Raw genomic sequence first — 25,294 nt, 5'->3', positions numbered from 1 at the left:
TTCGGGTGCAAAAATACGATTCTTATTACTATTTAAGAATTTTTAAGATGCTTTTAAGAGAGATTATATAAATAACTTTGCAGTATGATAGTCGCGCTAATCTCATCAACCAATGCTTTATCCTGACGCTGCTTTTTTTTGAGTCCGCTATCTATCATCGTCTGAAATGCCATTTTAGATGTAAATCGTTCATCAATTCGTTTCACTGGAATATCAGGAATCGCTTTTGCTAACTTTTCCAAAAACTTAGTAATGGAAGCTTCACTTTCAGAGGCTTCATAATTCATTTGCTTAGGTTCGCCAACGATAAACAATTCAACATTTTCTTCCGAAGTATAGGTCTTCAAAAATGAAATCAACGCTTTTGTATCCACCGTTGTCAATCCAGATGCAATAATTTGCAACTCGTCTGTAACTGCAATACCAGTTCGTTTTGTTCCGTAGTCTAAAGCTAAAATTCTTGCCATTGTGCAAAGTTACTCTTATAATGTTAAATGCTAAAACAAAAAAACTCTTCTTTGTAGGTCAAAGAAGAGTTTCAAAATAATCAACTATTAATTAAATCATGAACTGTTCACCCTCTATCTTAAACAGGTCACGTTATACTATTAAGACACAATCAATTTTAATAAGTCACAATTAGTTTTAAAAATAAAAAACCCTCCTAAGGGAGAAGGAGGGTTTTTACAAAAATTAGCTATTAATTATTATAGCTTCAAACATGATTTTAGGGAAAATGTCTGAATAATAATAATTCACATAAATTAAGACACAACATTTTTTGATAGGTCACATTTTTTTTATTTCCTCTCTCGAGAACTACGAAAAAAGAACAGTTTTCGCCCTCTCCTTAAGAGCGCTAATTAGAACAATTAAAATAAATGGTTAAAAATTTATTTTTAGATTTATCTTTGTACCATTAGCAAGTAAAGACCAGTATGAAACAACTACAACAAACTATAGAAAATGCATGGGACGATCGTTCGTTATTAACGAATCAAGAAACCATTGATAGTATAAGACGTGTTATAAATTTATTAGACGAAGGAACTTTGAGAGTTGCCGAACCTACAGACAATGGATGGCAAGTCAACGAATGGATAAAGAAAGCCGTAGTCTTGTATTTCCCTATTCAAAAAATGGAAACACTAGAAGCTGGTATTTTTGAGTATCATGATAAAATTCCGTTAAAACGCGATTATAAAAAGAAAGGGATTCGTGTGGTCCCAAATGCTGTGGCACGTCATGGAGCTTATATTTCCCCTGGAACGATTTTAATGCCAAGTTATGTAAATATTGGCGCTTATGTTGATGAAGGCACAATGGTAGATACTTGGGCAACAGTTGGAAGTTGTGCTCAAATAGGCAAAAACGTGCATCTGTCTGGTGGTGTTGGCATTGGTGGTGTTTTAGAACCATTACAAGCCGCTCCAGTAATTATTGAAGATGGCGCCTTTATTGGTTCACGATGTATTGTTGTAGAAGGTGTTCGCATAGAGAAAGAAGCTGTTTTAGGTGCCAATGTCGTTTTAACGATGAGTACTAAAATTATAGATGTAACTGGTGACGAACCTATAGAAATGAAAGGTAGAGTCCCAGAACGCTCTGTTGTAATTCCTGGAAGTTACACTAAGAAATTTCCAGCCGGAGAATACAATGTGCCTTGTGCTTTAATTATTGGGAAACGTAAAGAAAGCACCAATAAAAAGACATCTTTAAATGATGCTTTACGTGAGTATGATGTAGCGGTTTAACCTATTAAAAAACAAAGAAGCTCAAAACGTTTGAAAATTCTAATCATCCAACAAAAAATGATTGGTGATGTGCTCACCACAAGCATTTTGTTTGAGGCCCTCAAAGCCGAACATCCAGATGCTGAACTACACTATGTGATTAATTCACATACATTTCCTGTGGTTGAAAATAATCCGTTTATTGATAAGTTTTTATTCGTCACTCCAGAAATGGAAGAGAGCAAATCTAAGTTCCTAGCATTTTTAAATGCCATCAAAAAAGAAAACTATGATGCTGTCGTTGATGTGTACTCTAAGTTTTCAAGTAATTTAATGACGAAGTTTTCAGGAGCAAAAATCAAGATTTCTAAGAAAAAGTGGTACACTTCGCATTATTACACACATACCTTTAAAGAAGCTAAAATACCAAATACGAATGCAGGTTTAGCTGTAGAAAATAGATTGCAATTGTTACAACCGTTGTGTGATGACATTCCGCAGAAACTACAACCTAAAGTGTATCTGACTCCTGAGGAAATTGAAAATTCGAAACAGTTTTTAATCGACTCCAATATCGATTTATCAAAACCTTTATTTATGATTAGTGTATTGGGTAGTGGAGAGAATAAAACGTATCCGTTACCACATATGGCCGATTTAATAGATACTATTGTTGAGGAAACTAACGGACAAATTTTATTTAATTACATCCCGAAGCAAGTCCACTTAGCTAAAACCGTTTACAATTTTTGTAAAGCCGAAACGAAAAAACATACCTATTTTGAGGTCTTCGGAAAAAGTTTGCGCGACTTTTTATCAATTACTCACCATTGTACAGCCTTAATTGGCAACGAAGGTGGTGCAGTAAATATGGCTAAAGCATTGCGTATTCCTACATTCACGATATTCTCGCCATGGATTTTAAAAGAAGCCTGGAATATGTTTGATAATGGCACCACACACGTCTCTATTCATCTAAAAGATGTGAAACCCGAATTATATGAAGGCAAGTCATTAAAGGAGATGAAAAATGAGGCTTTTTCATTGTATGAAACCTTTCCTCCTAAATTGATTATCCCGAAGTTAAAAGCGTATTTGAGTCAGTTTTAAAGTTTCTCTATTCCAAAAGGTGTTCGTGTCACCTTATCACTTTTTGTAGTCGCTCTTATCTTTAGATTTTTTTCAATCATTTCAGGTTTCACATAACCTCTTTCATGATCTAGGTGCAAGCAAACAGCACTATAACGAACCTGTTTAGCCTTAAGTCCAGCATTAAACAAACGCTCTCCCAACTCCCTATCTTCACCACCATATTGCATACGCTCATCATAACCATTAGCAGCAATAATATCTTTTTTATAACCAGAAGCATTGTGACCATTCCAGGTTGCAGTCGTTGGTGTAAGTAAATTGAGAAGTTTTTGTTTAAATCCTTTAGCTGTAATCTTATTGTTTTTGAAGGAAGATTTGAGTCCGTGAGATGTTAACCAATTGATATCAAAACAACGCTTTGTCTTTACATCTTCTTCTGAAATGAGCTCGCTAATAGCTATTGGCAATTTAAAATATCCACCAGATAAGAAATAACCGTCTTCCCTTCTACTGTTGTGAACTTCTAAAAAATCGGCTCTTGCGATACAATCTCCATCAGTATATACCAAATAGTGACCTTTTGCAGCCACAGTCGCTTTATTGAGAATGATGGTTTTTTGAAACCCATTGTCTTCATGCCAAATATGCTGAATAGGATAACTCACATCAGCTTTCATGGTCTCAATCAGAGCTTTGGTTTCTGGTCCAGAGCCATCATCTGCAATAACAACTTCAAAATCTTTGAAGGATTGTTGCTCAAAACTCCAAAGGACTTTCTGTAACCACTTTGGGCTATTATAAGTACTAATAATTACTGAAGTATCAATAGTTTTCATTGGCTCAAAAATAGTTATTTTTACGCAGTAAACACATTCTAAATTTCATTTTGAAAACTACAAACAGTAACATATCGGCATTGATGATTACCTACAATGAAATACATCATATTGAAGAAGTGATTAACAATGTAGCTTTTGCTGATGAAATCATTGTGGTTGACTCTCATAGTTCAGATGGTACATTTGAAAAATTATCTGAAATGGATAATGTGAAGGTTATTCTGCGTGAATTTAAAAACTTTGCAGACCAACGCAACTTTGCCATCGCGCAAGCCAATTGTGAATGGGTTTTCTTTATTGATGCTGATGAACGCTTAACACCAGAATCCCAAAAAGAGATCGTAGAAACCGTAAAAAATAGTACTGGCGTTGATGCTTTCAAAATCCCTAGACGCTTTATGTTTAATGATAAAGTGATACGTTTTAGCGGATTGCAAACTGATCAAGTTTTTAGATTATTCAGAAAAGGAGTTACTACATATCGAGAAGACAAACTAGTGCATGAACTCCTGGATTTTAAAGGGGAATTCAAAGTTTTAAAACACGACATGTTGCATTATTCATTCAGTGATTATGAAAGCTATAAGCAAAAAACAGAACACTACGGATTATTAAAAGCACAAGAATTATTAAAAAAGGGAAAACGTCCAAATTGGTTTCATTTCTTCGTAAAACCAGCATATAAATTTTTAGCAAACTATATCTTTAGATTAGGTTTTTTGGATGGAAAAGAAGGTTACATAATTTGCACTCTCAATGCTTATGGTGTGTTTTACAGATACAAAGCTCTTGAACACTTACTTGCGACGACGCCAAAATAGAATCTTGTTTTTGAGTCGTTTTTTTCTATGATAGCGGTTTTGAAATTCTTCAGTGTATGTCCACATTAAATGAAATACTTCCTCATAATTTGCACCTGAACATTTCGCATATTCCTCACTCATCATCTCCACCATCCATTTATGCGTGGTGAGCTTAGCAAAATTTTTAATTCGCGTATCAAAATCTAAAGGTTTAAATTCCATTCGGTTTAAATCCACTAAATAAAATTCATAAACATCTCCTACTTTCTTAATCAAAGTATTACCTGGAGAATGATCAAGGAAATGCACCTTTTTTTCATGCAAACTAAATGTAAATCGTGTAAACGCTCTTAAAATTTCCTCGTGATTAGGATATTCAAAATCTGTGGTAAGTTCGCGATAGGTCAAATCACAATCCAACTGCTCACTTATATAGTAACTTTTTTTGAATAAAAACCAGGTTTTAAATTCGTAATAAGCCACAGGTTGTGGTGTTCCTATATCTAAACTTTGGAGCCATTTCCCATATTCAAACGAACGTTGTGCTTTACTCTTTCTAAAAAAACGATATGCAATTTGATTAATGAGATTCGGAATTCTAAACGACTTTACATTAAGTGTCTTTTCCTCTAACTTGAATAACTTTAAGGAGTTCCGATCTTGGTTACCAAAATCTTCTCCTTTGGTATCATAATTAATAATGATATCATCCAAAAAAGCGTCGTGTTGCTTATAATTTTCGTGTATGTTCTTAGTTCTACTCACTTAAATATTTATCAATTCCGTGTTCGCACCAAACCGTTTTATTCTTAACAGCATCAACTTCCATTTGATGGTTTTCATCTAATTTATCTTTTGGTTTTTCATAATGGTAAATATGATAAATGACAGCGATATTCTTCAATCTTCTGTTTAGTAATCCATAATTATAAAAACGTCTTCCCAACTCTGAATCTTCTCTTCCCCAACCTTCAAAATCCTCATTATATCCATTAACCGCTATAAAATCTTCTCGGGTAAATGACATATTACAGCCTCTATTTTTGAGGTTAAAACCTTCACTTTCTTTATAAAACGTACTCAAAATTGGTAGATGAAATGCTCTCCCTCTTTTTTTTAACCCTTTCGAAAACATATGGTATCGTGTTTTCTGTTTTTCGAAAATTGACTTTAAAGAAGATTCCTTAATGGTCACTCGACTCCCTGATAAATAAACACCTTGTCTAGCATAACGTAAATGATCTTTGATAAATGATGGATGCATAATGCAATCACCATCAACCTGAATAATGTAATCACCTTGCGCTTTAGCAACAGCTTTGTTGATAATCATCGATTTTCTAAATCCGTCATCTTCTTGCCATACATGATGCAAAGGAATATCGAACTTCGCTTTATAGGTTTCTATAAGTGTCTTGGTATCTTCTTTAGAACCATCATCAGCAATAACAATTTCCGAAGGCATTATTTTTTGCTTGAGCACACTTTTAAGTACCAACTCTAGGGCTTCCTTCCAATTATATGTAGAAATAACCAATGAAGTTTTTATATGCGCTTGTGATTTCATTAGCGCAAAACTACAACTTTTATGTATTGAACTCAAACCAACTATATATTGTTAATTCTTTTTTTGGTTACTTTGCAACATATAAAATTTCTACAGTAGCAATCCATGAAATTATTACAAATCACAGCATCACCTGTTTGGCGAGGTCACGAACAAAAAATCATCTACCTCTATGAAGCTTATAGAGATAATAATACGTTTGAAGATCAATATATTGTTTGTGCAAAAAACACACCTATTTATGATGTTGCTACAGAAAAAGGAATGCAAGTGATTGGGTTCGATATTAAATCGGAATACGATTTTAAATTCGCAAAACAATTAGCAAAAATTGTCAAAGAAAAAGATATTGATGTTGTTTTAATGCATAATAGCACAGCACATACACTAGCCGTTTTATCACATAAATTTTATAAAATGTCAGCGCCTTTAGTATTATGCAGAACCTTGATAAGACGTGTAGACACCAATGCTCTCCGTAAATGGAAATACAATTATAAAGGCATAAAGAAAATTCTTTGTGTATCTCAAGCAGTGGTAGATGTACTAAAATTCGCGGTTAAAGACCACAGCAAATTGAGTATAATAGGTAGCGTTACAGACCTATCTAAATTTAAAAAACAAGCTCCTAACGGAATGTTGCACGAGCAATTCAATATACCAAAAGATTACAAACTTATAGGAAACATAGCAGCTTTCACAGGTTTTAAAGATCATTACACTTGGGTAGATACTGTTGAGTTATTAGTGAAGCGTCAAACCGTAAAAGCAAAATATATTTTGGTTGGTATTGGCGAATTAGAAGAAGAAATTAAACACTATGTCACTGATAAAAAATTAAACGATCATATCATCTTCGCTGGTTTCAGAAAAGACATACCTGAACTGCTTCCAGAGTTTGATTTGTTCATGTTTACATCTAATAATGAACCAACAGGAGGTGTTTTATTAGAGTCGTATGCCTGTAAAGTTCCAATAGTTGCTGCTAATGCTGGTGGAATTCCTGAAGTAATTGTAGATAAAAAAACAGGCCTGCTAGCTGAAGTTGGTAACCCAATAGATTTTGCGGATAAAGTAGAGTTATTAATTAACGATGAAAGACTTCAGAAAGAATTAATTGAAAATGGCTACCAACATTTAAAGGACAACTTTACAAAAGATGTCATTTCACAAAAGTTTTATGAGGAACTTAAAACAGTAGCTAATCAATATGAAAGATAAGAAAGCACTCTTTATCACCTTCGATTTAAGCGGTTACTACGATAATATTGCGAAAGGCTTAAGTGAACATTTTAGTGATGTAGAATTTCATAATGTTGCCAACATTAAATTTAAGTATAAAAACTTATTTCAGCGTTTACATTCAGTGCTATATAAAGTTTTAAAAAAGCAGAAACTTAAAAACTACTACAAACTTCAACCTATTGTAGAATCTACTCAAGGAAAAACGTATGACTATATTATCATCGTAAGACCAGACTTGTTTTTTGACTCTCAGTTAATAAAATTAAAAAGCCGGACTAAACACTTTATTGCCTATTATCACGATTCAATAAACAATATTCTGCGAAAAAAAGATGTGGTTCACTTTTTTGATAAAGTGTATACTTATGAGAAAAAGGATGTTTATAATTATAAGCTCAATTTTCTAACTAACTTTATTTATTTAGACGACTATTTTAATTCTAACCCAATTGAATATGACGCCTTCACGATTATGTCTAAAGACTATCGTTTAGAGACTTTGGAGCAAGTTTCCTTATTTTTTAAAAAGCACAATAAGAAATTTAACTTTTTGGTGCATTCAGATAAAGAACAACCTAAATCCGAACTGTTTACTTTCATTACAGAAAGACAAAACAATAAACAAGTATTAGAGCATATTAGTAAATGCAAACTAATTGTAGATATTCATAAATATGGAATTCAAGATGGTCTTACCTTTAGAGTTTCTGAGAGTCTGTTTTTCAATAAAAAATTAATCACATCTAATCAAGACATTAAAACTTATGATTTCTACAACCCAAAAAATATTTATGTTATAGAGCCCAATACACCTGTTAATATTCCTGAAGATTTCTTCACGACCCCATATGAAGCTTTACCTGTTTCGCTTATTCAAAAATACCATTACACTAATTGGATAAGTACAATTATAGATGACCATAAAGTTTAACCAACTGTCACATTAGTCAAAAAACTTAAAGTTTTCAGTGACTATTTAAGCATTAAAATAAATAAGTTCGGAGATTTTAAAAGATGTCTCATATGTTGTAAATTTACAAAACGTAATTAACGACTAATAGCTGTTGTTGAAAATCACAAACGTTACTTAGCACACATGAAAATCGTTTTTTTTACAAATGAATATTCCCATCCAAAACTTCCATCAAGTGGTGGCGTTGGATCATTTTTAAAAACAATGGCCACTACCATGATAAAAGAAGGTCACGAAGTTCATGTTTATGGATTCTCAAAGCAATCAATAGATTTTAAAGATGAGCAAATTACATTCAAATTCTTTAAAAAATATTCGAAGCAGTTTCCGTTTTCTGAATTTCTAAGATCTCTAAACGGCAAACTAAACATTAAAAATACTGAACGCTATTTTCTCAAAAAAGAACGTCAATATCTAGCCAAACAGCTTAAACGTTATTGTGTGAAAAACAATATTGATATCATTGAATCTTTTGTGTTTAATGGGTTCACAGCCTATTGGGACAATTCTATCCCTTTAGTTATTAGGTTTCATGGTTCACGTGGTTTTTGGCATCATTATCTAGGTGCAAAAAAAGAAGAACATAAAATCTATATGGAGCAATTGGCACTTGAAAACACAGCTCATACTGTTGCAGTTTCAAAGTTCTCAGCTAATGCTGTCAAAGAGATTTACAATGTTGACATTGATAAAGTTATCCATAATGGCATTGATGCTAATTTATTTTCTCCAAATTTGCAGGTGAGCGAAATAGAGCAATCAATTTTCTATTTCGGTACACTTTCAAAAGCTAAAGGTGTCTGTATTTTATGTGAAGTTTTTAATACTATTGTTGAAAATCATCCCAAAGCAACCTTGCATTTAATAGGAAGAGGTGTCGATTTTTTAGAACATGTAAAGAGCACTATTTTATCTGAAAAGGCTAAAATAAATATGACTTATTATGGTGTCAAGCAAATGCATGAACTTCCAGATTTATTATCTCAAGCAACGGTTTGTGTGTTCCCATCATTAAATGAAAACTTTAGTTTAGCCATTGAAGAAGCTATGGCATTACAAAAACCAGTTATTGCCTCCAACATTCCTGCATTTAAAGAAATTATTACAACTAATGAAAACGGATTTATTGCTGAATCTCAAGAGGATTATTCGAAATACATAAGTCTTATCTTTACCAATACCGAAGAAAAAAAACGTATTTCAAAAAATGCTCGTGAGCACATTTTAAATTTGTTCACTAAAGACATCATGGTTCAAAAATCAATGGCGTATTATAAAAACATATTAAACAAAAATGACACCTGAACAACTTCAAATAGAACTCGAAATAACACTTCAAATACTTAAACAAGGCGGACTTATTCTCTACCTGACGGATACTGTTTGGGGAATTGGCTGCGATGCGACCAATTATGAAGCTGTAAAAAAAGTGTACAAGCTTAAGCAACGTGATGATTCTAATGCCTTACTATGCTTGGTTAATAATTATGCTATGCTAGAGAGACATGTAGATAATGTACCCAATATGGCCTATACAATTCTTGATATTGCTGTAAAACCAACAACCATTATTTATGATAATCCAGCTGGAGTTGCAGAAAATTTAATTGGAAAAGACAATACTTTAGCCATAAGAGTTGTTAAAAATAAATTCTGTGAGAAGTTAATCAAGTATTTTAAAAAACCGCTGGTTTCAACATCTGCAAATATTAGTGGTCAACCAAGTCCAAAATCATTCAAAGAAATAAGTGACGAGATTTTAAAAGGTGTAGACTATGTCGTAAATTTGCAAAACGAAAAAAGTCAATCACAACCATCTACAATTATCAAATTAAGTAATGATGGAATGGTGAAAATTATACGCGAATAGACTTTTTGCGCCACGAATACACGAATGCAAATGTCTAAGATAACTTTTAAAGAAGCTTTACATAACGATATATTCAAAGTCATCTCCAAATCTGCCAAAGAATTAGGAGTTGACAGCTACGTTATTGGTGGATTTGTTCGTGATTTCATTTTGAATCGTGGTGAACATAAGGATATTGATATAGTTGCCATTGGCAGCGGTATTGCACTTGCAAAACAAGTCTCTGAAAATTTACCTAACCAACCTAAAGTTCAAGTATTTAAAACCTACGGAACAGCAATGTTGGTTTATAATGATATGGATATCGAATTTGTTGGTGCTCGAAAAGAGTCCTATAACGAAGATAGTAGAAATCCAGTTGTCGAAAATGGCACGCTCCAAGACGACCAAAATCGTCGTGACTTTACCATCAATGCAATGGCTTTAAATTTATCTGAAACTGACTTCGGAAATCTGTTAGACCCTTTCAATGGCATAAAAGATTTAGAAGATAAAATCATTCGCACACCTTTGGACCCAGACATCACGTATAGTGATGATCCCTTGCGTATGATGCGCGCCATAAGATTTGCCTCACAACTTAATTTCACGATTGAAGTTGAATCCTTAAAAGCTGTTTCTCGAAACAACGAACGCATTAAAATCATAACAAACGAACGTATTGTTGTAGAACTCAATAAAATTATTGAAAGCGCTAAACCGTCTATAGGGTTTTTACATTTAGAAAAAACAGGTCTTCTAGACTACATTTTACCTGAAATAACAGCACTTAAGGGTATTGATGAAGTTGAAGGACAAACACATAAGGACAATTTTTATCACACTTTAGAAGTTGTTGATAATATTGCCCCAACAACAGATAACCTTTGGCTACGTTGGGCTGCACTATTACACGATATTGGAAAGGCACCAACAAAGAAGTTTAGTAAAAAAGTAGGCTGGACCTTTCATGCACACGAATTTGAAGGCGCCAAAATGGTGTATCATTTGTTTAAGCGATTAAAAATGCCCTTAAATGACAAAATGAAATTTGTTCAAAAAATGGTATTTATGAGTTCGCGACCAATTGTTTTGGCTCAGGATATTGTTACGGATTCTGCAGTACGACGCCTGGTTTTTGATGCTGGAGATTATGTTGAAGATTTAATGACCTTGTGCGAAGCAGATATTACGACGAAGAATTCAAAAAAATTCAATAAGTATCATAATAACTTTAAAATAGTTCGTGAGAAAATAGATGAAGTTGAAGCACGTGACCATATTCGCAATTTCCAACCGCCAATTTCAGGAGAAGAAATCATGAAGACGTTTGGATTAAAACCATCAAGGGAAATTGGTCAAATTAAAGAGGTTATTAAAGAAGCTATTTTAGAAGGCGATATTCCAAATGAATACGAAGCTGCATATGAATTAATGGTAAAAGAAGGTCAACGATTAGGTCTTAAAGTAAATTCGTGATTATGATTGAAGTCGTTAGAACAAATTCTAGTAATAAAGACTTCATACATCTAGTAAAAGGGCTTGATGCTTATCTAAAAACAACCGATGGAGATGAGCATGAATTCTATAACCAGTTTAACGGAATTGCTGTTTTAAACCATGTTATTGTCGCCTATACTGATGGTGAAGCTATGGGTTGTGGAGCCTTTAAAAAATTCGGAAACTCAAGTGTAGAAATCAAACGTATGTATACAAAACCATCGGCTCGTGGTCAAGGCATCGCTACTGAAATTTTAAATTCATTAGAAACTTGGGCTTCAGAACAAGCGTATGTTTCATGTATTTTAGAAACAGGAATACGCCAAAAAGAAGCGGTTCGATTCTATAAAAAAAATAATTACAAAAGTATCCCGAACTATGGTCAATACATAAATATGGATAATAGTTTGTGTTTTGAAAAAGGATTAATAAAATGAATAAAAAGGATAACAGAAAAGTCACTTATTGGTTACTCACAGGTTGCATCTTAATTTTCATCATGGTTATTGTTGGTGGTATAACTAGATTAACCCATTCTGGTTTATCTATTTCTAATTACAAGCTTATTTCAGGTACAATTCCTCCAATGAATGAGATTGAATGGCAAGACGCTTTTGATCTTTATAAAGAATACCCAGAATATCAAAAACTAAACAATCACTTTTCACTTCAAGATTTTAAAGACATTTATTTTTGGGAATGGTCACATCGTGTTTTAGGCCGTTTTATTGGTCTGGTGTTTTTTCTTCCTTTCCTATACTTTCTCATCAAAAAACAACTCTCTAAATCAACAATAAAAAAATCCATTATTTTACTTGGGCTAGGTGCTTTTCAAGGATTTTTAGGCTGGTATATGGTAAAAAGCGGTTTAGTTGATGATCCGGATGTAAGTCATTACAGATTAGCAGCGCATCTCACTACAGCATTTATAACCTTTGCCTACACGTTTTGGGTCGCTTTAGATTTAATGTTTCCAAACAAAAAACAGATTAATAAAAAATTCAGGACACTTGTACGATTTGGATTAGGCATACTACTCCTTCAAATTATTTATGGTGCCTTTGTTGCTGGATTAGATGCTGGTTTCATACACAATCATTGGCCTATGATGAATGAAGGCAAATTTATACATGAAACCGTATACATAGAACAAAGTCCGCTTTATAAAAACTTTATAGAAGGTAGAAGTGGTGTACAGTTTGCCCATCGAATTCTTGCCTATATAGTTGTTCTGATGGTGTTTTTAATTTGGAAATCTTCAAGAAAATTAGACAAAACAGTATACCAAAACAAAGCAATTAAGGCATTACTCGTACTTGTTGGACTTCAATTTGTATTAGGCGTTTTAACCATTTTGTTAGGCGTACCTGTTTGGTTAGGTGTAGCCCATCAAGTAGGTGCTTTTTTCTTGTTAAGTGCTATGACATTTACGTTGCATCGTTTCAGTAAATAAATCAAAAAAAGCATACCTTTGCAGCATAAATAATTACAATGATTTACAGATTTAGAGCCATCCTTGACCATGATAACGAAGACGATATCTTTAGAGATATTGAAATTCGTGAAACCGATTCTCTCGAAGATTTACATAATGCTATTACCCAATCTTTTGGGTTTGACGGACTAGAAATGGCGTCATTTTATGTAAGTAACGAGGATTGGGAACAAGGTGAGGAAATCTCTATGTTTGATGTGAGTGAAGGTCATGACACTATTAGGACCATGAGTGAGACACTACTTAATACTGTCGTAAATCAATCACAAACTAAACTGATCTATGTTTACGATTTTTTGAGTATGTGGACGTTTTTAGTCGAGCTTGCCGAAATTATTGAAGAAGCCGAAGGCACTGATTATCCAAATCTTATGTTTGTTCACGGACAAATACCTGACACAGCACCTGAGAAAACATTTGAAACAGAAAATCTTGATGATGATTTTAACGAGTTTGGTGATGAAATGGATACCGACGACTACGAAGATCTTGACTTTGAAGAAAACTGGAATTAAGACCCTTATCCTATGACCGACTTTTGGTTTTATTTAAAAGAAGGTGTTAATCATATTTTAGATCCTGATGGTCTGGATCATTTCTACTTTATTATTTCGTTTTGCATTCTTTATACCTTTAAAGATTGGAAAAAAATCCTTGGACTTGTTACTGCATTTACATTAGGTCATTCTATTGCTCTGTTTCTATCTGGATTAGAGATCGTATCAATCAACTCAGATTTGGTAGAATTTTTAATACCGATTACCATTCTTTTGAGCTGTCTAAATAATTTTTGGATTCTCCTAAAAGACAAAGCATCAAAAACCCAACTCACAACAACCTATATCCTTTTATTGGCTTTCGGATTGATTCATGGTCTAGGGTTTTCCAACTATATTAGAATTATGATTTTTGATGACGACTCTATTGTTTTACCATTACTTGGATTCAATATTGGTATAGAGCTTGCCCAACTGTTAATCGTAACTGGTTTTTTAGCTATTATTTCTTTGTTTTATCTTTTACTAAAATCAAATATTAAATGGGTTCGATTACTTGTGAACGTCTCAATATGTCTTTTAGTTTTAAAAATGCTTTTTGAGTAAATTACTCGAACTAACTACAAGAAATTATTCATATTAATACTATGATAATTTCGCTTTACAAAACCTAAGGCATTTTTTAAGATGTCTCCCATAGATTTACTTTTTCTAAATTCCATATCCAAGGTATATTGATAAATTTCTTCTTTTAGCAGACCTATATAGTTTGGGATAGAAATCGTATCCTCTTGCATGCAGTTAAGCAACTCTCCAATCCTATCTTGATAACTTATCATACGGCGAACGACAATAGAACGTTCTTCTATTTTATATTGATCTAAAGACTCTTTTTGAATTTTTTCTCTCACTAATTCTACCATTTTAAAATTCTCCTTAAAAAACTGTGGTCGATAAATATTCAGCTTTCCTTCATAGCATTGTTGATCAAAATCTATAGCTCTAATTTTAAAAACCACATGATCAAAATCATGAGTTGGAACAATAACATAATTATAAGAGCGCATATCACCTAAAAGCCTAATCATACAACGCTCATTAAACTTCACAAACTCCTTTGCGATTTGAGATTTTTCCATCTCATTGCATTCAGGAAGCATGTTTTTAATAAATTCATCTCCTGGAATTCCTGCAATATGTTCTTCAATAATGGTATCCTCATAGACTAAAAAATTGAGATTATATGGCGACAACATATGTTCCAATTCCAAACCATAAATACGTGAAGCATCGGCTTTTTTAACATAGAAATAGGTGTAATTATCATTGAGTATATTTCGTACTTTAATCCGAAATGGTTTTGAATTTCCAAACGTACAGAAATCAATAGCGTCAATATTCAAATATTTAAAAATGGTCTCATTACCATCAGAAATTAAATTAGAATACACACGTTTGAGGCTTAAATCTATTTCTTCACGTTCAAATTCATTGTAATACAAACGAACCCAAAGTGTATCTTCATCATTCTTATCATATACAACTACAGAACCTTGAAACCTTAATAAATCTTCATAAAACACCGGAAGTCTAATATTTCTGTTGTACTCTTGTAAATAGTCATGAAGTTTTGTACTTACGGGAAAAGAAGGTTTCTTTTTTGAAATTTTTAAATCGTCCATAGGGTTAAAATAGGCTCTAATTTAATGTTTTCCATTTTACTTTGTAACAATAAATCATTTCTTTCGTCATATTTACAATCAACCACTACGGAATACTTTCCGTAGAAAAAACCAATCAAATTTTGGAACCAATTTTAACCATTAACAATCTTACCAAAAAATTTGGTTACTTAACTGCTGTTAAAGACTTGACGTTTACTATAAACAAAGGCAATGTCTATGGCATTTTAGGACCAAACGGAAGCGGTAAATCTACCACTCTTGGTATCGTTTTAAATGTTGTCAATAAAACCGAAGGTGACTTCCATTGGTTTGATGGCAATACAACAACTCACGATGCACTTAAAAAAGTTGGTGCTATTATCGAGCGACCAAACTTCTACCCATATATGACAGCTCAACAAAATTTAAAGTTGGTTTGTAGAATTAAAGGTGTAAACGAAAGTAAAATTTTGGAGAAGCTAGAGATTGTTGGACTTTTAGATAGAAAAGATCATAAATTTCGTACCTATTCTTTGGGTATGAAACAACGTTTGGCTATCGCATCAGCATTGCTCAACGAGCCAGAAATCTTAATATTAGATGAACCTACAAATGGTCTTGACCCTCAAGGTATACATCAAATTCGTGAGATTATAAAAGACATCGCAACTAGAGGTACTACGATACTCTTAGCGTCTCACCTACTCGATGAAGTTGAGAAAGTTTGTACTCATGTTGTTGTATTGAGAAAAGGTGAAAAGTTATATTCAGGTCGTGTAGACGAAATGATTTCTAGTCATGGCTTTTTTGAATTAAAAACAGAAAAACAAGAGGAGCTTATTGCTATTTTAGAAAATAACGATTCCTTTGGGAATATAAAAGTTGAAGACGCACTCATCACAGCGTTTTTAAACGAACCTATGGATGCAACAACATTCAATAAACTCATGATTGAAAAAGGCATCATCTTATCACATTTAGTTCAGCGTAAAGAAAGTTTGGAAGAGCAGTTCTTACAACTAACAGATAATGAAGAAGCATAATCAAAAAACACTCTGAAGATTTAGATCTTTAGATCATCACAAAAATCAACCACCATGTTAAGATTATTACAACTAGAACTTCAAAAATTACTCCTTAATAAATCGAGTAAAGTTCTTATTTTTATATCGTTTGTTTTACCATTTTTCGTCATTATTCTTTCCTCTTTAAGAATTAATTTCTTTAATTTTTTCACATTAGAATTAGGACATTATGGGTTATTCAATTTCCCTGTAGTTTGGCACATTGTGACGTTTTTTGCGGCACAGTTTAAGTTCTTTTTTGCCATTGTCGTCGTCAGTATGATTGGTAATGAATATAGCAACAAAACCATCAAACAAAACCTTATTGATGGCTTGAGTAAAAAGGAATTTATTTTATCTAAGTTCTATACAATTGTCTTTTTCTCTGCTGTTGCAACAATTTTGATATTTATAATTACGCTATGTATCGGATTATATTATTCTAGTATTAGCGAAGTTCATTTGATTTTTAGAGATATTGAATTCTTATTAGCCTACTTTATAAAACTCATTGGCTTCTTTAGTCTCTGTTTATTTTTGGGTATGCTTGTTAAACGTTCTGCATTCGCATTAGCCTTTTTATTTGTTCTATTTCTCGTAGAATGGATTATTTACGGTATTATGGTATGGCAGATCAATGAGAACATAGCGGATAAAATTCAAAATTTCTTCCCATTAAAGTCTATGTGGAATCTAATCGATCAACCTTTCCAAAGAATTGCGATTTCTAAAGCTCCAAACGGTCAGGACTTTTTATATGACTTTGCAGTGCATTGGTATGAAATAGTAATCGTTTTGGGTTGGACAGCCTTATTCATCTTTTTATCGTATAGATTATTAAAAAAGCGAGATTTGTAATATCTTTATTGGCTTAATCACTGTTAAATCATTTACAACAGTTTTTATCAAGTTCCTTTCCTATGAAGAGAAGTAGGAATTTTAGCTCTAAAACTGTTTAATGGACAGAGCTTCTAAGCTAATTGCAAATATTACATGAAAAAGAAATCCGCTTTAATTTTTATAACGCTACTTTCTGTTACCCTCACGTTTGCCCAACAAGAAGCCTCATTTTGGTACTTTGGTCAGAACGCTGGATTACAATTTGATGCAGGCACAGGTACAGTTTCTGCTATAACTAATGGTCAGTTAAGCACCCTTGAGGGTTGTACTTCCATATCAGATACTAATGGGAATTTGTTATTCTATTCAGATGGTCGAACCATATGGAATGCCAGTCATGTTCCAATGGCAAATGCAAGTGAAATTTTAGGCACAGGATTAAAAGGAGATGAGTCTAGCACGTCTTCTGGGTTAATTGTACCAAAACCACAAGATCCAAATCTGTACTATATTTTTACCGTAGACGAACCTCATCATTTCAATTCGGCTGCGTTTCCAACCCAAGTTGATGGTGATGGTATTAATGATGGTTTGCAATATTCACTTGTAGACATCACTTTAGATGGTGGTTTAGGTGATGTGGTTGATCTTGAAAAAAATATTCCTTTAATTACTTACGACGAGACAAATCCTAATGAAGTAGATTATAAATGTTCTGAGAAAATCACTGCAGTAAAGGCCGATGATTGTTCTTCATTTTGGGTGATTACGCATTTTATAGATAAATTTTATGCCTTTAAGGTAGATCTAAACGGCGTTAATACAACTCCGGTTATTTCAACTGTAGGTCCTTCTGTTCCCGTTTCTGGTTATCGTAGAAATTCACTAGGATATATCAAAGCATCTCCAGATGGAACAAAATTAGCTGTGGCTCACTTTGGATTTTCAACAGTAACTGCTAACGATGCAGCTGGAGGTATCTATCTTTTAGATTTTGATAACGACACAGGTATTGTATCAAATTCTCTTGAACTCTTCGGCCCTCAAAATGGCGATAGTCCCTATGGTGTTGAGTTTTCATCAGAAAACAGAAAAGTCTATGCTACCGTTGGGCAAGGCATTCAAGGAAATGGAGCTAGTAGTATCTACCAATGGGATTTGGAAAGTGCTAATATCCCAAACTCTATTCAATTGATACATCAATCCAATTCGTTAAGTGCTGGTGCACTACAGTTGGGATTAGATAAACGAATCTACAGAGCTCAGGTCAGTTTTGCAAACTTTGCAACTTCCGGAAATTATATAGGTGTAATTAATAGTCCTGAAGCTACTGGTAGTGCAACCAACTATGATGAAACAGGTGTTTTATTGGATATTAACGGTGGTTTTCAAAATTTAAGTCGGATTGGTTTACCGCCTTTTATACAATCCTTATTCAACTCTCAGATTGATATCATTCAAAACGGCATCAGTACTACAGAACTTAAATTATGTACTGGTGATAGTTATACACTTATTGCTGAAAACATTACTGGAGGCACATACGCATGGTCAAAAGATGGAACTATGGTTGCCGAGGCTACATTTGAATTATTTGTAGATGCTCCAGGCTTTTATGAAGTGTTTATAGAACCTAATAACGGTGATTGTCCTATTGAAGGCGAGGCTGTTGTTGGTGTTTTTGATATTCCAACTGCAACGCAACCACAAGATATCTTAGTTTGTAATACAATCGACCTTGGTAATTTTGACTTGACAACACAAGATACAGATATTTTAAATACACAAGATCCAACATTGTATGCCGTTCATTATTATACATCACAAGAAGATGCAGATAATAATACCAATGAAATTTTAGGAGAATTTGGTAGTACTGAAAACCCTCAAACAATCTATGCTAGAGTTGACAACAACGACAATCCTAATTGTTATACAACAACGGCTTTCACACTTAGAGTATTTTTAACGCCAAGCATTGTATTAATAAATGACCTGGCTGTCTGTGACGATGGTTCAGATGGCAATAGCATGAATGGTTTTACAACAATCAATCTAAACGATTTTAATGCTGGTATTTTAGGTTCACAAGATGAAACACTCTATACGATTTCATATCACCTAAGCCAACAAGATGCAGATGACAACACCAATGCATTAACAAATTCTTATACCAATACCACTGCGAATACTGAAGATATTTTTATTCGTATGGAGAATAATGCTAATACAGATTGTTACGTTACAGATACTTTTAATTTAACGGTTAACAATTCCCCAGAAGCCATAGATACGACTCTCATTCAATGCGATGAAGATGGTATTCCTGAAGGATTTACGACGTTTAATCTTAATCAAGTATTTGGTGATATAACTAACGAAGCAACAAATAGAACCATACAATTTTATGTATCGCTTTCAGATTTAGAGAATGATGAAGATGAGCTCAACCCTGATGTTTTTGAAAATTATTTCGATCCTCAAATTCTTTACGCTCTAGTCACAGATACACAAACAGGGTGTACAAGTATCGCTGAACTTACACTTCAAGCAAGTTCTACCGCATCCAACAATACAGTTCTGGAAGTTTGCGATGATGATGGCACCGAGGATGGTTTCTCTAATTTTAACCTAAACGATACTTTAGATCCTATTCTCTTCGGATTACCTGCAAATCTAGATGTCACGTTCTACGAAACTTATGACGAAGCGTTAATTGAAGGCAACCCATTGGGAACAAATTATACAAATATAAATCCTTATTCACAAACCATTTATGCACGTGTTGAAAACATGAATGCTTGCTTCGGAATAAGTGAAATACAACTCACCGTTTTTGAATTGCCAAATATTGTGATTCAAGAAGAGGTGTATTATTGTCTTAACTTTTTTCCGCAGACCATTATTCTAACGGGTGGTTTAATTGATGACATTCCTAATAATTATTATTACGAATGGTCCACTGGAGAAGATGAGTTTGAAATTGAAGTCAATGAACCTGGCACATATACAGTAAGAGTAACCAGTACTGATGGTTGTTTCAAAGACCGAACCATAAATGTATTACCTTCAGACATCGCATCTTTTACAGATATTCAGGTGACTGATGCATCTTCAAATAATAGCATTTCAGTTTTTGTTTCTGGAGATGGCGTTTATGAATATGCATTAGACGATCCTAATGGACCATATCAAGAAAGCAATGTCTTCGAAAATGTAAGCTTTGGTTTTCATACGGTTTATGTTCGTGATATTGAAAATGATTGCGGTACAGTAGATGCGATTGTTTCTGTAATTGGGTTTCCAAAATTTTTCACACCAAATGGTGATACGTATAACCCGTTTTGGCAAGTCAAAGGAATTTCGGCCAATTTCCAACCAAGTTCACTTATCCTCATTTTTGACCGTTATGGTAAGTTATTGAAAGAATTGGATCCTTTAGGTCCAGGTTGGGACGGTACATTTAACGGAATCAACATGCCAGCAAGTGATTATTGGTTTGTTGTGACATTAGAAGACGGCCGTACATTCAAAGGTCATTTTGCATTAAAGCGCTAAATTTTACATGAATAAAATATTAAAATTAAACCTACTATTTTGCCTAGTTTTTTCGATAAACTTCACACAGGCACAAACACCAAATGATTGCTCAGAAGCAATTCAAATATGTGGTAATTCTAATATCGATTTAGATGTTAGTGGTGTGGGAACTATTGAAACCTTTAGTAGTGTTTGCGGAATGGTAGAAAACAACACCATTTGGTTTCGATTAACTATTGAATTAGGCGGGACTCTTGGTTTTACGCTAACTCCAAATAGTTCTGCAATTTCTGAAGACTATGACTTTTCAGTTTTCGGACCAACAAACTCTTGCGCAAATTTAGGCCAAGCCATTAGATGCTCTACAACCAATCCTCAAGGAGCAAATCAGGGGAACAACTTAACAGGAATGAACAATACAGAGACAGATGTTTCTGAAGGCCCTGGACCTGATGGCAATAGTTTTGTAAGTTGGATTACTGTTCAAGCTGGAGAAACCTATTATTTATTAATTGATAGACCCATTGGAACTAGTCCTTTTACTCTAGGATGGACAGGGACAGCTGAATTTCCAGATTCACCTCAAAGCCAGGTTCCTAACGATAATGGAGCACTCTCTTTTGATAAATGTGATAATCTTTCACCTTTTAATGATGGTATCGCCTCTTTTAATTTAGAAGAAAACACGCCTATAATTGTTGGCTCACAAACCAATACTATAATTACATATCATAGTACCGAAGAAGATGCTGTACTTGGCAACATAGCTCTTGAAAGCCCATATATGAATACCAACAGCAGCGAAACCATTTATGCAAGAATTGAAAACACGGTATCCGGTTGCTTTATAACGTCTGAATTTAATCTGAATGTAAGAAGTATTAATGCCAATCCGCCTAGTGATTTAGAAATTTGTGATTCTGATGACGATGGAAATGTCACAAACGGTATAGCGGAATTTGATTTAGAATCTACAATACCTGAAATACTAAACGGACAAAATCCTGATAATTTTACAGTGTCGTTTCATAGTAGCGAAACTAATGCCGAAAACAACACAAACCCAATCTCAGGTAATTTTGAGAATACAACACCAGAAAATCAACAGGTTTTTGTTAGAATTGAAGAAACCGCTAATGACTGCATTGGTGTTTTCTCTTTAAATCTCATTGTTAATCCTATTCCAGAAGCTAACGATATAGCCCTGATTCAGTGTGATGAAGATGGGATTCCTGAGGGCTTTACAATCTTCAATCTTAATGAAGCTTATGATGACATTACTGGTGGCGCAACAGACAGAACTATAGAATTTTATATCTCGATTTCCGATTTACAAAACGACGAAGACCAACTCAATGGCAATGCTTTTGAAAATTATTTCAATCCACAAACCGTTTACGTACTTGTAACCGATACCACTGAAGGCTGTACAAATATTGCCGAAATCACTTTAGAAACGAGTACTACTGCTTCTAACAATGCTGTTATTGAAGTCTGTGATGATGATGGTACCGAAGATGGCTTCTATAACTTCAACTTTGCTGATGTACTCGATGATATCCTATTTGGATTACCTCCAGATTTAAATGTCACGTTCTATGAAACTTACGAACAGTCACTCATTGAAGAAAATCCAATTGGCAATAGTTTTACCAATACCATAGCAAATTCACAAATCATTTATGCTCGTGTCGAAACCATGAATGCATGCTTCGGAATAAGTGAATTACAACTTACTGTTTTTGAGTTACCCAATATTATCATTCAGGAAGACGTTTTCTATTGTCTAAATACCTTTCCGCAGACCATTACATTAACAGGTGGCCTCATTGATGATATTCCAAATAATTACTATTACGATTGGTCTACTGGTGAAGATGAATTTGAAATTGAAGTTAACGAACCAGGAACCTATACGGTGAGAGTGACCACAACAGACGGTTGCTTTAAAGATAGAACTATAAATGTCCTAGCTTCTGATATTGCGACATTTGTAGATATTGAAGTGACAGATGCGACGTCTAATAATTCTATTTCAGTGTTTGTTTCTGGCGAAGGAATTTATGAATATGCTTTAGATAATCCTAATGGACCCTATCAAGAAAGCAATATTTTTGAAAATGTAAACTTTGGTTTCCATACGGTTTATGTTCGTGATATTGAAAATGATTGTGGAACAGTAGAAGACATTGTTTCGGTTATTGGCTTTCCAAAGTTTTTCACTCCCAATGGTGATACCTACAATCCATTTTGGCAAGTTAAAGGCATTTCGGCAGATTTCCAGCCGAACTCACAAATTCTAATCTTTGATCGGTTTGGAAAACTTTTAAAAGAAATCGATCCTCTTGGCACAGGTTGGGATGGAACATTTGAAGGTTTCAAAATGCCAGCTAGTGATTATTGGTTTGTTGTCAATCTACAAGATGGTAGAGCACTCAAAGGGCATTTTGCGTTAAAGCGATAGAGAAAATTTATGTAAATTGTTAATCTAAATTTGTTTAATGAGGTTATTAAAACATATCATAGTGCTCCTGACCTTTGTTTTTACAATTCCCTCGTTTGCACAAGACATAGAATTATTCCAACAATTTAATGGTCGATACGACTATACAGCTATTGGTAATACACTTAATCCTTTTGAAAATAACATAAATCAGGGGTTTTGTTTTCCTCTAGAATCTTCTAGTGCAACTCTAAATTTAAGCTCTTCGGCAATAGTCACTGCTGCTTATTTATATTGGGCTGGTTCTGGCACAGGAGACACCAATATCACATTGAATGGAATGTCTATAGATGCTGAAGACACTTACACAGTAGATTTCATAGAACCTTTTACTGAAACACTGACCTACTTCTCTTGTTACGCCAATATTACCGATTTTATAATTTCCGAAGGAAACACGACTTATGAGTTATCCGATTTAGATCTTACTGATGTCCTAACAAATGTAACTGGGTATTGTAACAACCGAACAAATTTCGCAGGATGGAGTATTTACATTATTTATGAAGATGATAGTTTACCTCTTAATCAATTGAATTTATATCAAGGTTTAGAAATCATTAATAGAACTAATCAAGAAAAAACTATAGTGATTGATAACCTCAACGTCATTGACAATGAAGGTGCAAAAATTGGTTTCCTGGCTTGGGAAGGCGATAATGCGCTTAATTTTGGAGAAAGCCTCTCTATAAATGATAACATTCTATCCAATCCACCATTAAATTTAAGTGATAATGCCTTTAATGGCACTAATAGTTTTACCAATAGCAACACATTCTACAACTGTGATTTGGATGTTTACAATATACAAGACAATATCAATATTGGCGATACTAACGCAACCTTAAAAATGACTACAGGTGATTTTGATGAGTTTGGCGTTTTTAGAGCCGATTTAATTATCATCAATAACATTGTGACTGTATTAAACAGTCAGCTCCCAGATGCTACAATTGCTCTAGACAGTTACATTATAAATTGTGGTGATAGAACCGTAGAAATTGATTATACAGTTTCTAATACCAATAGCACAGATCCGCTTCCTGCAAATACACCTATTGCATTTTATGCTGAAGGTGTTCTTATTGGCCAATCCCAAACACAAAATGAGATTCCGATTAATGCTTCGGAAAGTGGTAACATTACATTAACGCTTCCAGATGATATTGCAGATATCTTTCTACTCACTTTAGTAGTAGATGACGATGGAACAGGAAACGGCATCATAACCGAAATCAATGAAATTAATAACATTGATGACGAGATTATTGAACTTTTAATTATTCCACCGATACAAACATTACCTCCTGAAATGGCATGTAACGAAGGATTTAGTAGTGCGACTTTTAATTTAGTTACGTTAATACAAAGCGCTTTAGTTACTGAAATTGAAGCTGTGTTTTATGAATCTTTAGAAGATTTAGAAGCCAATACAAATGAAATTTTAAATCCGGAAGCCTATCCTAGTATGGGAAATCCGCAAACCATTTATGCTAAAGTTGATAATCCACCTTGTTATGATATTTACGCATTTGAATTGTCTGTAGAAAATTGTCCGCCATATGTACCTCAAGGTTTTTCACCAAATAATGATGGCACGAACGATTGGTTTAATATTCAAGGTTTGTATGATATTTTTGAAAATCATGAGCTCAAAATATTTAATCGCTATGGCACCTTAATCTTTGAAGGTGATACTGATAAAAAATGGTACGGAATTATCAATCGTGGCCTAAATAATCATGGTAAGATAGTGCCTATTGGGACATACTTTTATGTTCTCAATCTTAACGATACTAATTATGAAAATTTAGTGGGTTGGGTGTATGTGAATTATTAATAACTGACACTAAACAAATATTTAATGAAATAACTAATGAATTTGACACCACTAAAGTCATTCAAATTAAATCTTAGTTATCTGTTAATGCGTATCTACACTATTCAATTAATCATCCAGAAAGTCAACTCCAAAGCAGAATAATATCTAACAATCACTACTTAATAAGCTGAAATGTTAAAACTTTATGTATTTCATCGTCTTTTTTTGTATTTCACCTTAATTACATCTACTTTTCCAACTAACATAA

22 protein-coding genes are annotated in these 25,294 nt (G+C 33.7%); 17 read left to right on the top strand and 5 right to left on the bottom strand.

Going from position 1 to position 25,294, the window contains the following annotated elements; translation table 11 throughout:
- Positions 1 to 53 precede the first annotated feature (53 nt).
- A complete protein-coding gene (gene ruvX / locus V7719_RS09315; RefSeq protein ID WP_335729621.1) occupies positions 54 to 467 on the bottom strand; it encodes a Holliday junction resolvase RuvX in 414 nt (137 codons plus the stop codon).
- Positions 468 to 938: 471 nt separating this feature from the next.
- On the opposite strand from ruvX, the gene V7719_RS09310 reads away from it, so the two are divergent.
- Both V7719_RS09310 and V7719_RS09305 read left to right on the top strand, forming a co-directional pair.
- A complete protein-coding gene (locus V7719_RS09310; RefSeq protein ID WP_335729620.1) occupies positions 939 to 1,754 on the top strand; it encodes a 2,3,4,5-tetrahydropyridine-2,6-dicarboxylate N-succinyltransferase in 816 nt (271 codons plus the stop codon).
- Between the two features lie 30 nt (positions 1,755 to 1,784).
- On the top strand, positions 1,785 to 2,843 hold the full coding sequence (locus tag V7719_RS09305) for a glycosyltransferase family 9 protein (protein WP_335729619.1): 1,059 nt from the start codon (positions 1,785 to 1,787) through the stop codon (positions 2,841 to 2,843).
- On the opposite strand, the gene V7719_RS09300 is transcribed toward V7719_RS09305, so the two are convergent.
- Entirely contained in the window at positions 2,840 to 3,661 is an 822-nt protein-coding gene (locus V7719_RS09300; RefSeq protein ID WP_335729618.1) for a glycosyltransferase family 2 protein, read from the bottom strand. The two genes, V7719_RS09305 and V7719_RS09300, sit on opposite strands and share 4 nt — an antisense overlap.
- Before the next feature lie 50 nt (positions 3,662 to 3,711).
- On the opposite strand from V7719_RS09300, the gene V7719_RS09295 reads away from it, so the two are divergent.
- Positions 3,712 to 4,485 carry a glycosyltransferase family 2 protein gene (locus V7719_RS09295; RefSeq protein ID WP_335729617.1) on the top strand — a complete coding sequence of 258 codons (774 nt, stop codon included), beginning with the start codon at positions 3,712 to 3,714 and terminating at the stop codon, positions 4,483 to 4,485.
- On the opposite strand, the gene V7719_RS09290 is transcribed toward V7719_RS09295, so the two are convergent.
- Positions 4,462 to 5,232, bottom strand: coding sequence for a Kdo domain containing protein (locus tag V7719_RS09290; protein WP_335729616.1), 771 nt, complete (start codon positions 5,230 to 5,232; stop codon positions 4,462 to 4,464). The two genes, V7719_RS09295 and V7719_RS09290, sit on opposite strands and share 24 nt — an antisense overlap.
- Positions 5,225 to 6,070: a glycosyltransferase family 2 protein gene (locus V7719_RS09285; RefSeq protein WP_335729615.1), complete on the bottom strand. Its 846-nt coding sequence runs from the start codon at positions 6,068 to 6,070 to the stop codon at positions 5,225 to 5,227. The genes V7719_RS09290 and V7719_RS09285 overlap by 8 nt, the downstream gene beginning before the upstream one ends.
- 69 nt (positions 6,071 to 6,139) lie before the next feature.
- On the opposite strand from V7719_RS09285, the gene V7719_RS09280 reads away from it, so the two are divergent.
- The 9 genes from V7719_RS09280 to V7719_RS09240 all read left to right on the top strand — a co-directional run bounded on the left by V7719_RS09280 (position 6,140) and on the right by V7719_RS09240 (position 14,199).
- Positions 6,140 to 7,255, top strand: coding sequence for a glycosyltransferase family 4 protein (locus V7719_RS09280; protein ID WP_335729614.1), 1,116 nt, complete (start codon positions 6,140 to 6,142; stop codon positions 7,253 to 7,255).
- The gene (locus tag V7719_RS09275) at positions 7,245 to 8,210 is read left to right on the top strand and encodes a hypothetical protein (RefSeq protein WP_335729613.1); all 966 of its coding nucleotides are present in this window, start codon (positions 7,245 to 7,247) and stop codon (positions 8,208 to 8,210) included. Before V7719_RS09280 ends, V7719_RS09275 begins: the two co-directional genes overlap by 11 nt.
- A 165-nt stretch (positions 8,211 to 8,375) precedes the next feature.
- Positions 8,376 to 9,557 carry a glycosyltransferase family 4 protein gene (locus V7719_RS09270; RefSeq protein WP_335729612.1) on the top strand — a complete coding sequence of 394 codons (1,182 nt, stop codon included), beginning with the start codon at positions 8,376 to 8,378 and terminating at the stop codon, positions 9,555 to 9,557.
- Entirely contained in the window at positions 9,547 to 10,122 is a 576-nt protein-coding gene (locus tag V7719_RS09265; protein WP_335729611.1) for an L-threonylcarbamoyladenylate synthase, read from the top strand. The genes V7719_RS09270 and V7719_RS09265 overlap by 11 nt, the downstream gene beginning before the upstream one ends.
- 39 nt (positions 10,123 to 10,161) lie before the next feature.
- The gene (locus V7719_RS09260; RefSeq protein ID WP_442969070.1) at positions 10,162 to 11,580 is read left to right on the top strand and encodes a CCA tRNA nucleotidyltransferase; all 1,419 of its coding nucleotides are present in this window, start codon (positions 10,162 to 10,164) and stop codon (positions 11,578 to 11,580) included.
- A gap of 2 nt (positions 11,581 to 11,582) precedes the next feature.
- The gene (locus tag V7719_RS09255) at positions 11,583 to 12,038 is read left to right on the top strand and encodes a GNAT family N-acetyltransferase (protein ID WP_335729609.1); all 456 of its coding nucleotides are present in this window, start codon (positions 11,583 to 11,585) and stop codon (positions 12,036 to 12,038) included.
- On the top strand, positions 12,035 to 13,054 hold the full coding sequence (locus V7719_RS09250) for a COX15/CtaA family protein (protein ID WP_335729608.1): 1,020 nt from the start codon (positions 12,035 to 12,037) through the stop codon (positions 13,052 to 13,054). The genes V7719_RS09255 and V7719_RS09250 overlap by 4 nt, the downstream gene beginning before the upstream one ends.
- Positions 13,055 to 13,092: 38 nt before the next feature.
- Entirely contained in the window at positions 13,093 to 13,611 is a 519-nt protein-coding gene (locus V7719_RS09245) for an IS1096 element passenger TnpR family protein (protein WP_335729607.1), read from the top strand.
- Between the two features lie 12 nt (positions 13,612 to 13,623).
- Positions 13,624 to 14,199 (top strand): HupE/UreJ family protein, encoded by a 576-nt coding sequence (locus tag V7719_RS09240; RefSeq protein WP_335729606.1) that lies wholly within the window; start codon positions 13,624 to 13,626, stop codon positions 14,197 to 14,199.
- Between the two features lie 14 nt (positions 14,200 to 14,213).
- Here V7719_RS09240 and V7719_RS09235 read toward each other — a convergent pair whose 3' ends face one another.
- Positions 14,214 to 15,275 (bottom strand): hypothetical protein, encoded by a 1,062-nt coding sequence (locus V7719_RS09235; protein WP_335729605.1) that lies wholly within the window; start codon positions 15,273 to 15,275, stop codon positions 14,214 to 14,216.
- Between the two features lie 122 nt (positions 15,276 to 15,397).
- On the opposite strand from V7719_RS09235, the gene V7719_RS09230 reads away from it, so the two are divergent.
- From V7719_RS09230 to V7719_RS09210, 5 genes are all read left to right on the top strand, one after another.
- On the top strand, positions 15,398 to 16,300 hold the full coding sequence (locus V7719_RS09230; RefSeq protein WP_335729604.1) for an ABC transporter ATP-binding protein: 903 nt from the start codon (positions 15,398 to 15,400) through the stop codon (positions 16,298 to 16,300).
- A gap of 54 nt (positions 16,301 to 16,354) precedes the next feature.
- Positions 16,355 to 17,179, top strand: a complete 825-nt coding sequence (locus V7719_RS09225; protein ID WP_335729603.1) for an ABC transporter permease — start codon at positions 16,355 to 16,357, stop codon at positions 17,177 to 17,179.
- A gap of 135 nt (positions 17,180 to 17,314) precedes the next feature.
- On the top strand, positions 17,315 to 20,719 hold the full coding sequence (locus V7719_RS09220) for a T9SS type B sorting domain-containing protein (RefSeq protein ID WP_335729602.1): 3,405 nt from the start codon (positions 17,315 to 17,317) through the stop codon (positions 20,717 to 20,719).
- Between the two features lie 7 nt (positions 20,720 to 20,726).
- On the top strand, positions 20,727 to 23,165 hold the full coding sequence (locus V7719_RS09215; RefSeq protein ID WP_335729601.1) for a T9SS type B sorting domain-containing protein: 2,439 nt from the start codon (positions 20,727 to 20,729) through the stop codon (positions 23,163 to 23,165).
- A gap of 37 nt (positions 23,166 to 23,202) precedes the next feature.
- Positions 23,203 to 25,044, top strand: a complete 1,842-nt coding sequence (locus V7719_RS09210; RefSeq protein ID WP_335729600.1) for a gliding motility-associated C-terminal domain-containing protein — start codon at positions 23,203 to 23,205, stop codon at positions 25,042 to 25,044.
- Positions 25,045 to 25,294 lie beyond the last annotated feature (250 nt).

It is taken from the genome of Psychroserpens sp. (assembly GCF_036960315.1).
GTDB lineage: Bacteria > Bacteroidota > Bacteroidia > Flavobacteriales > Flavobacteriaceae > Psychroserpens.
Note: the sequence above shows the minus strand (reverse complement) of the source record. Positions and strands in the feature narration are given on the sequence as shown.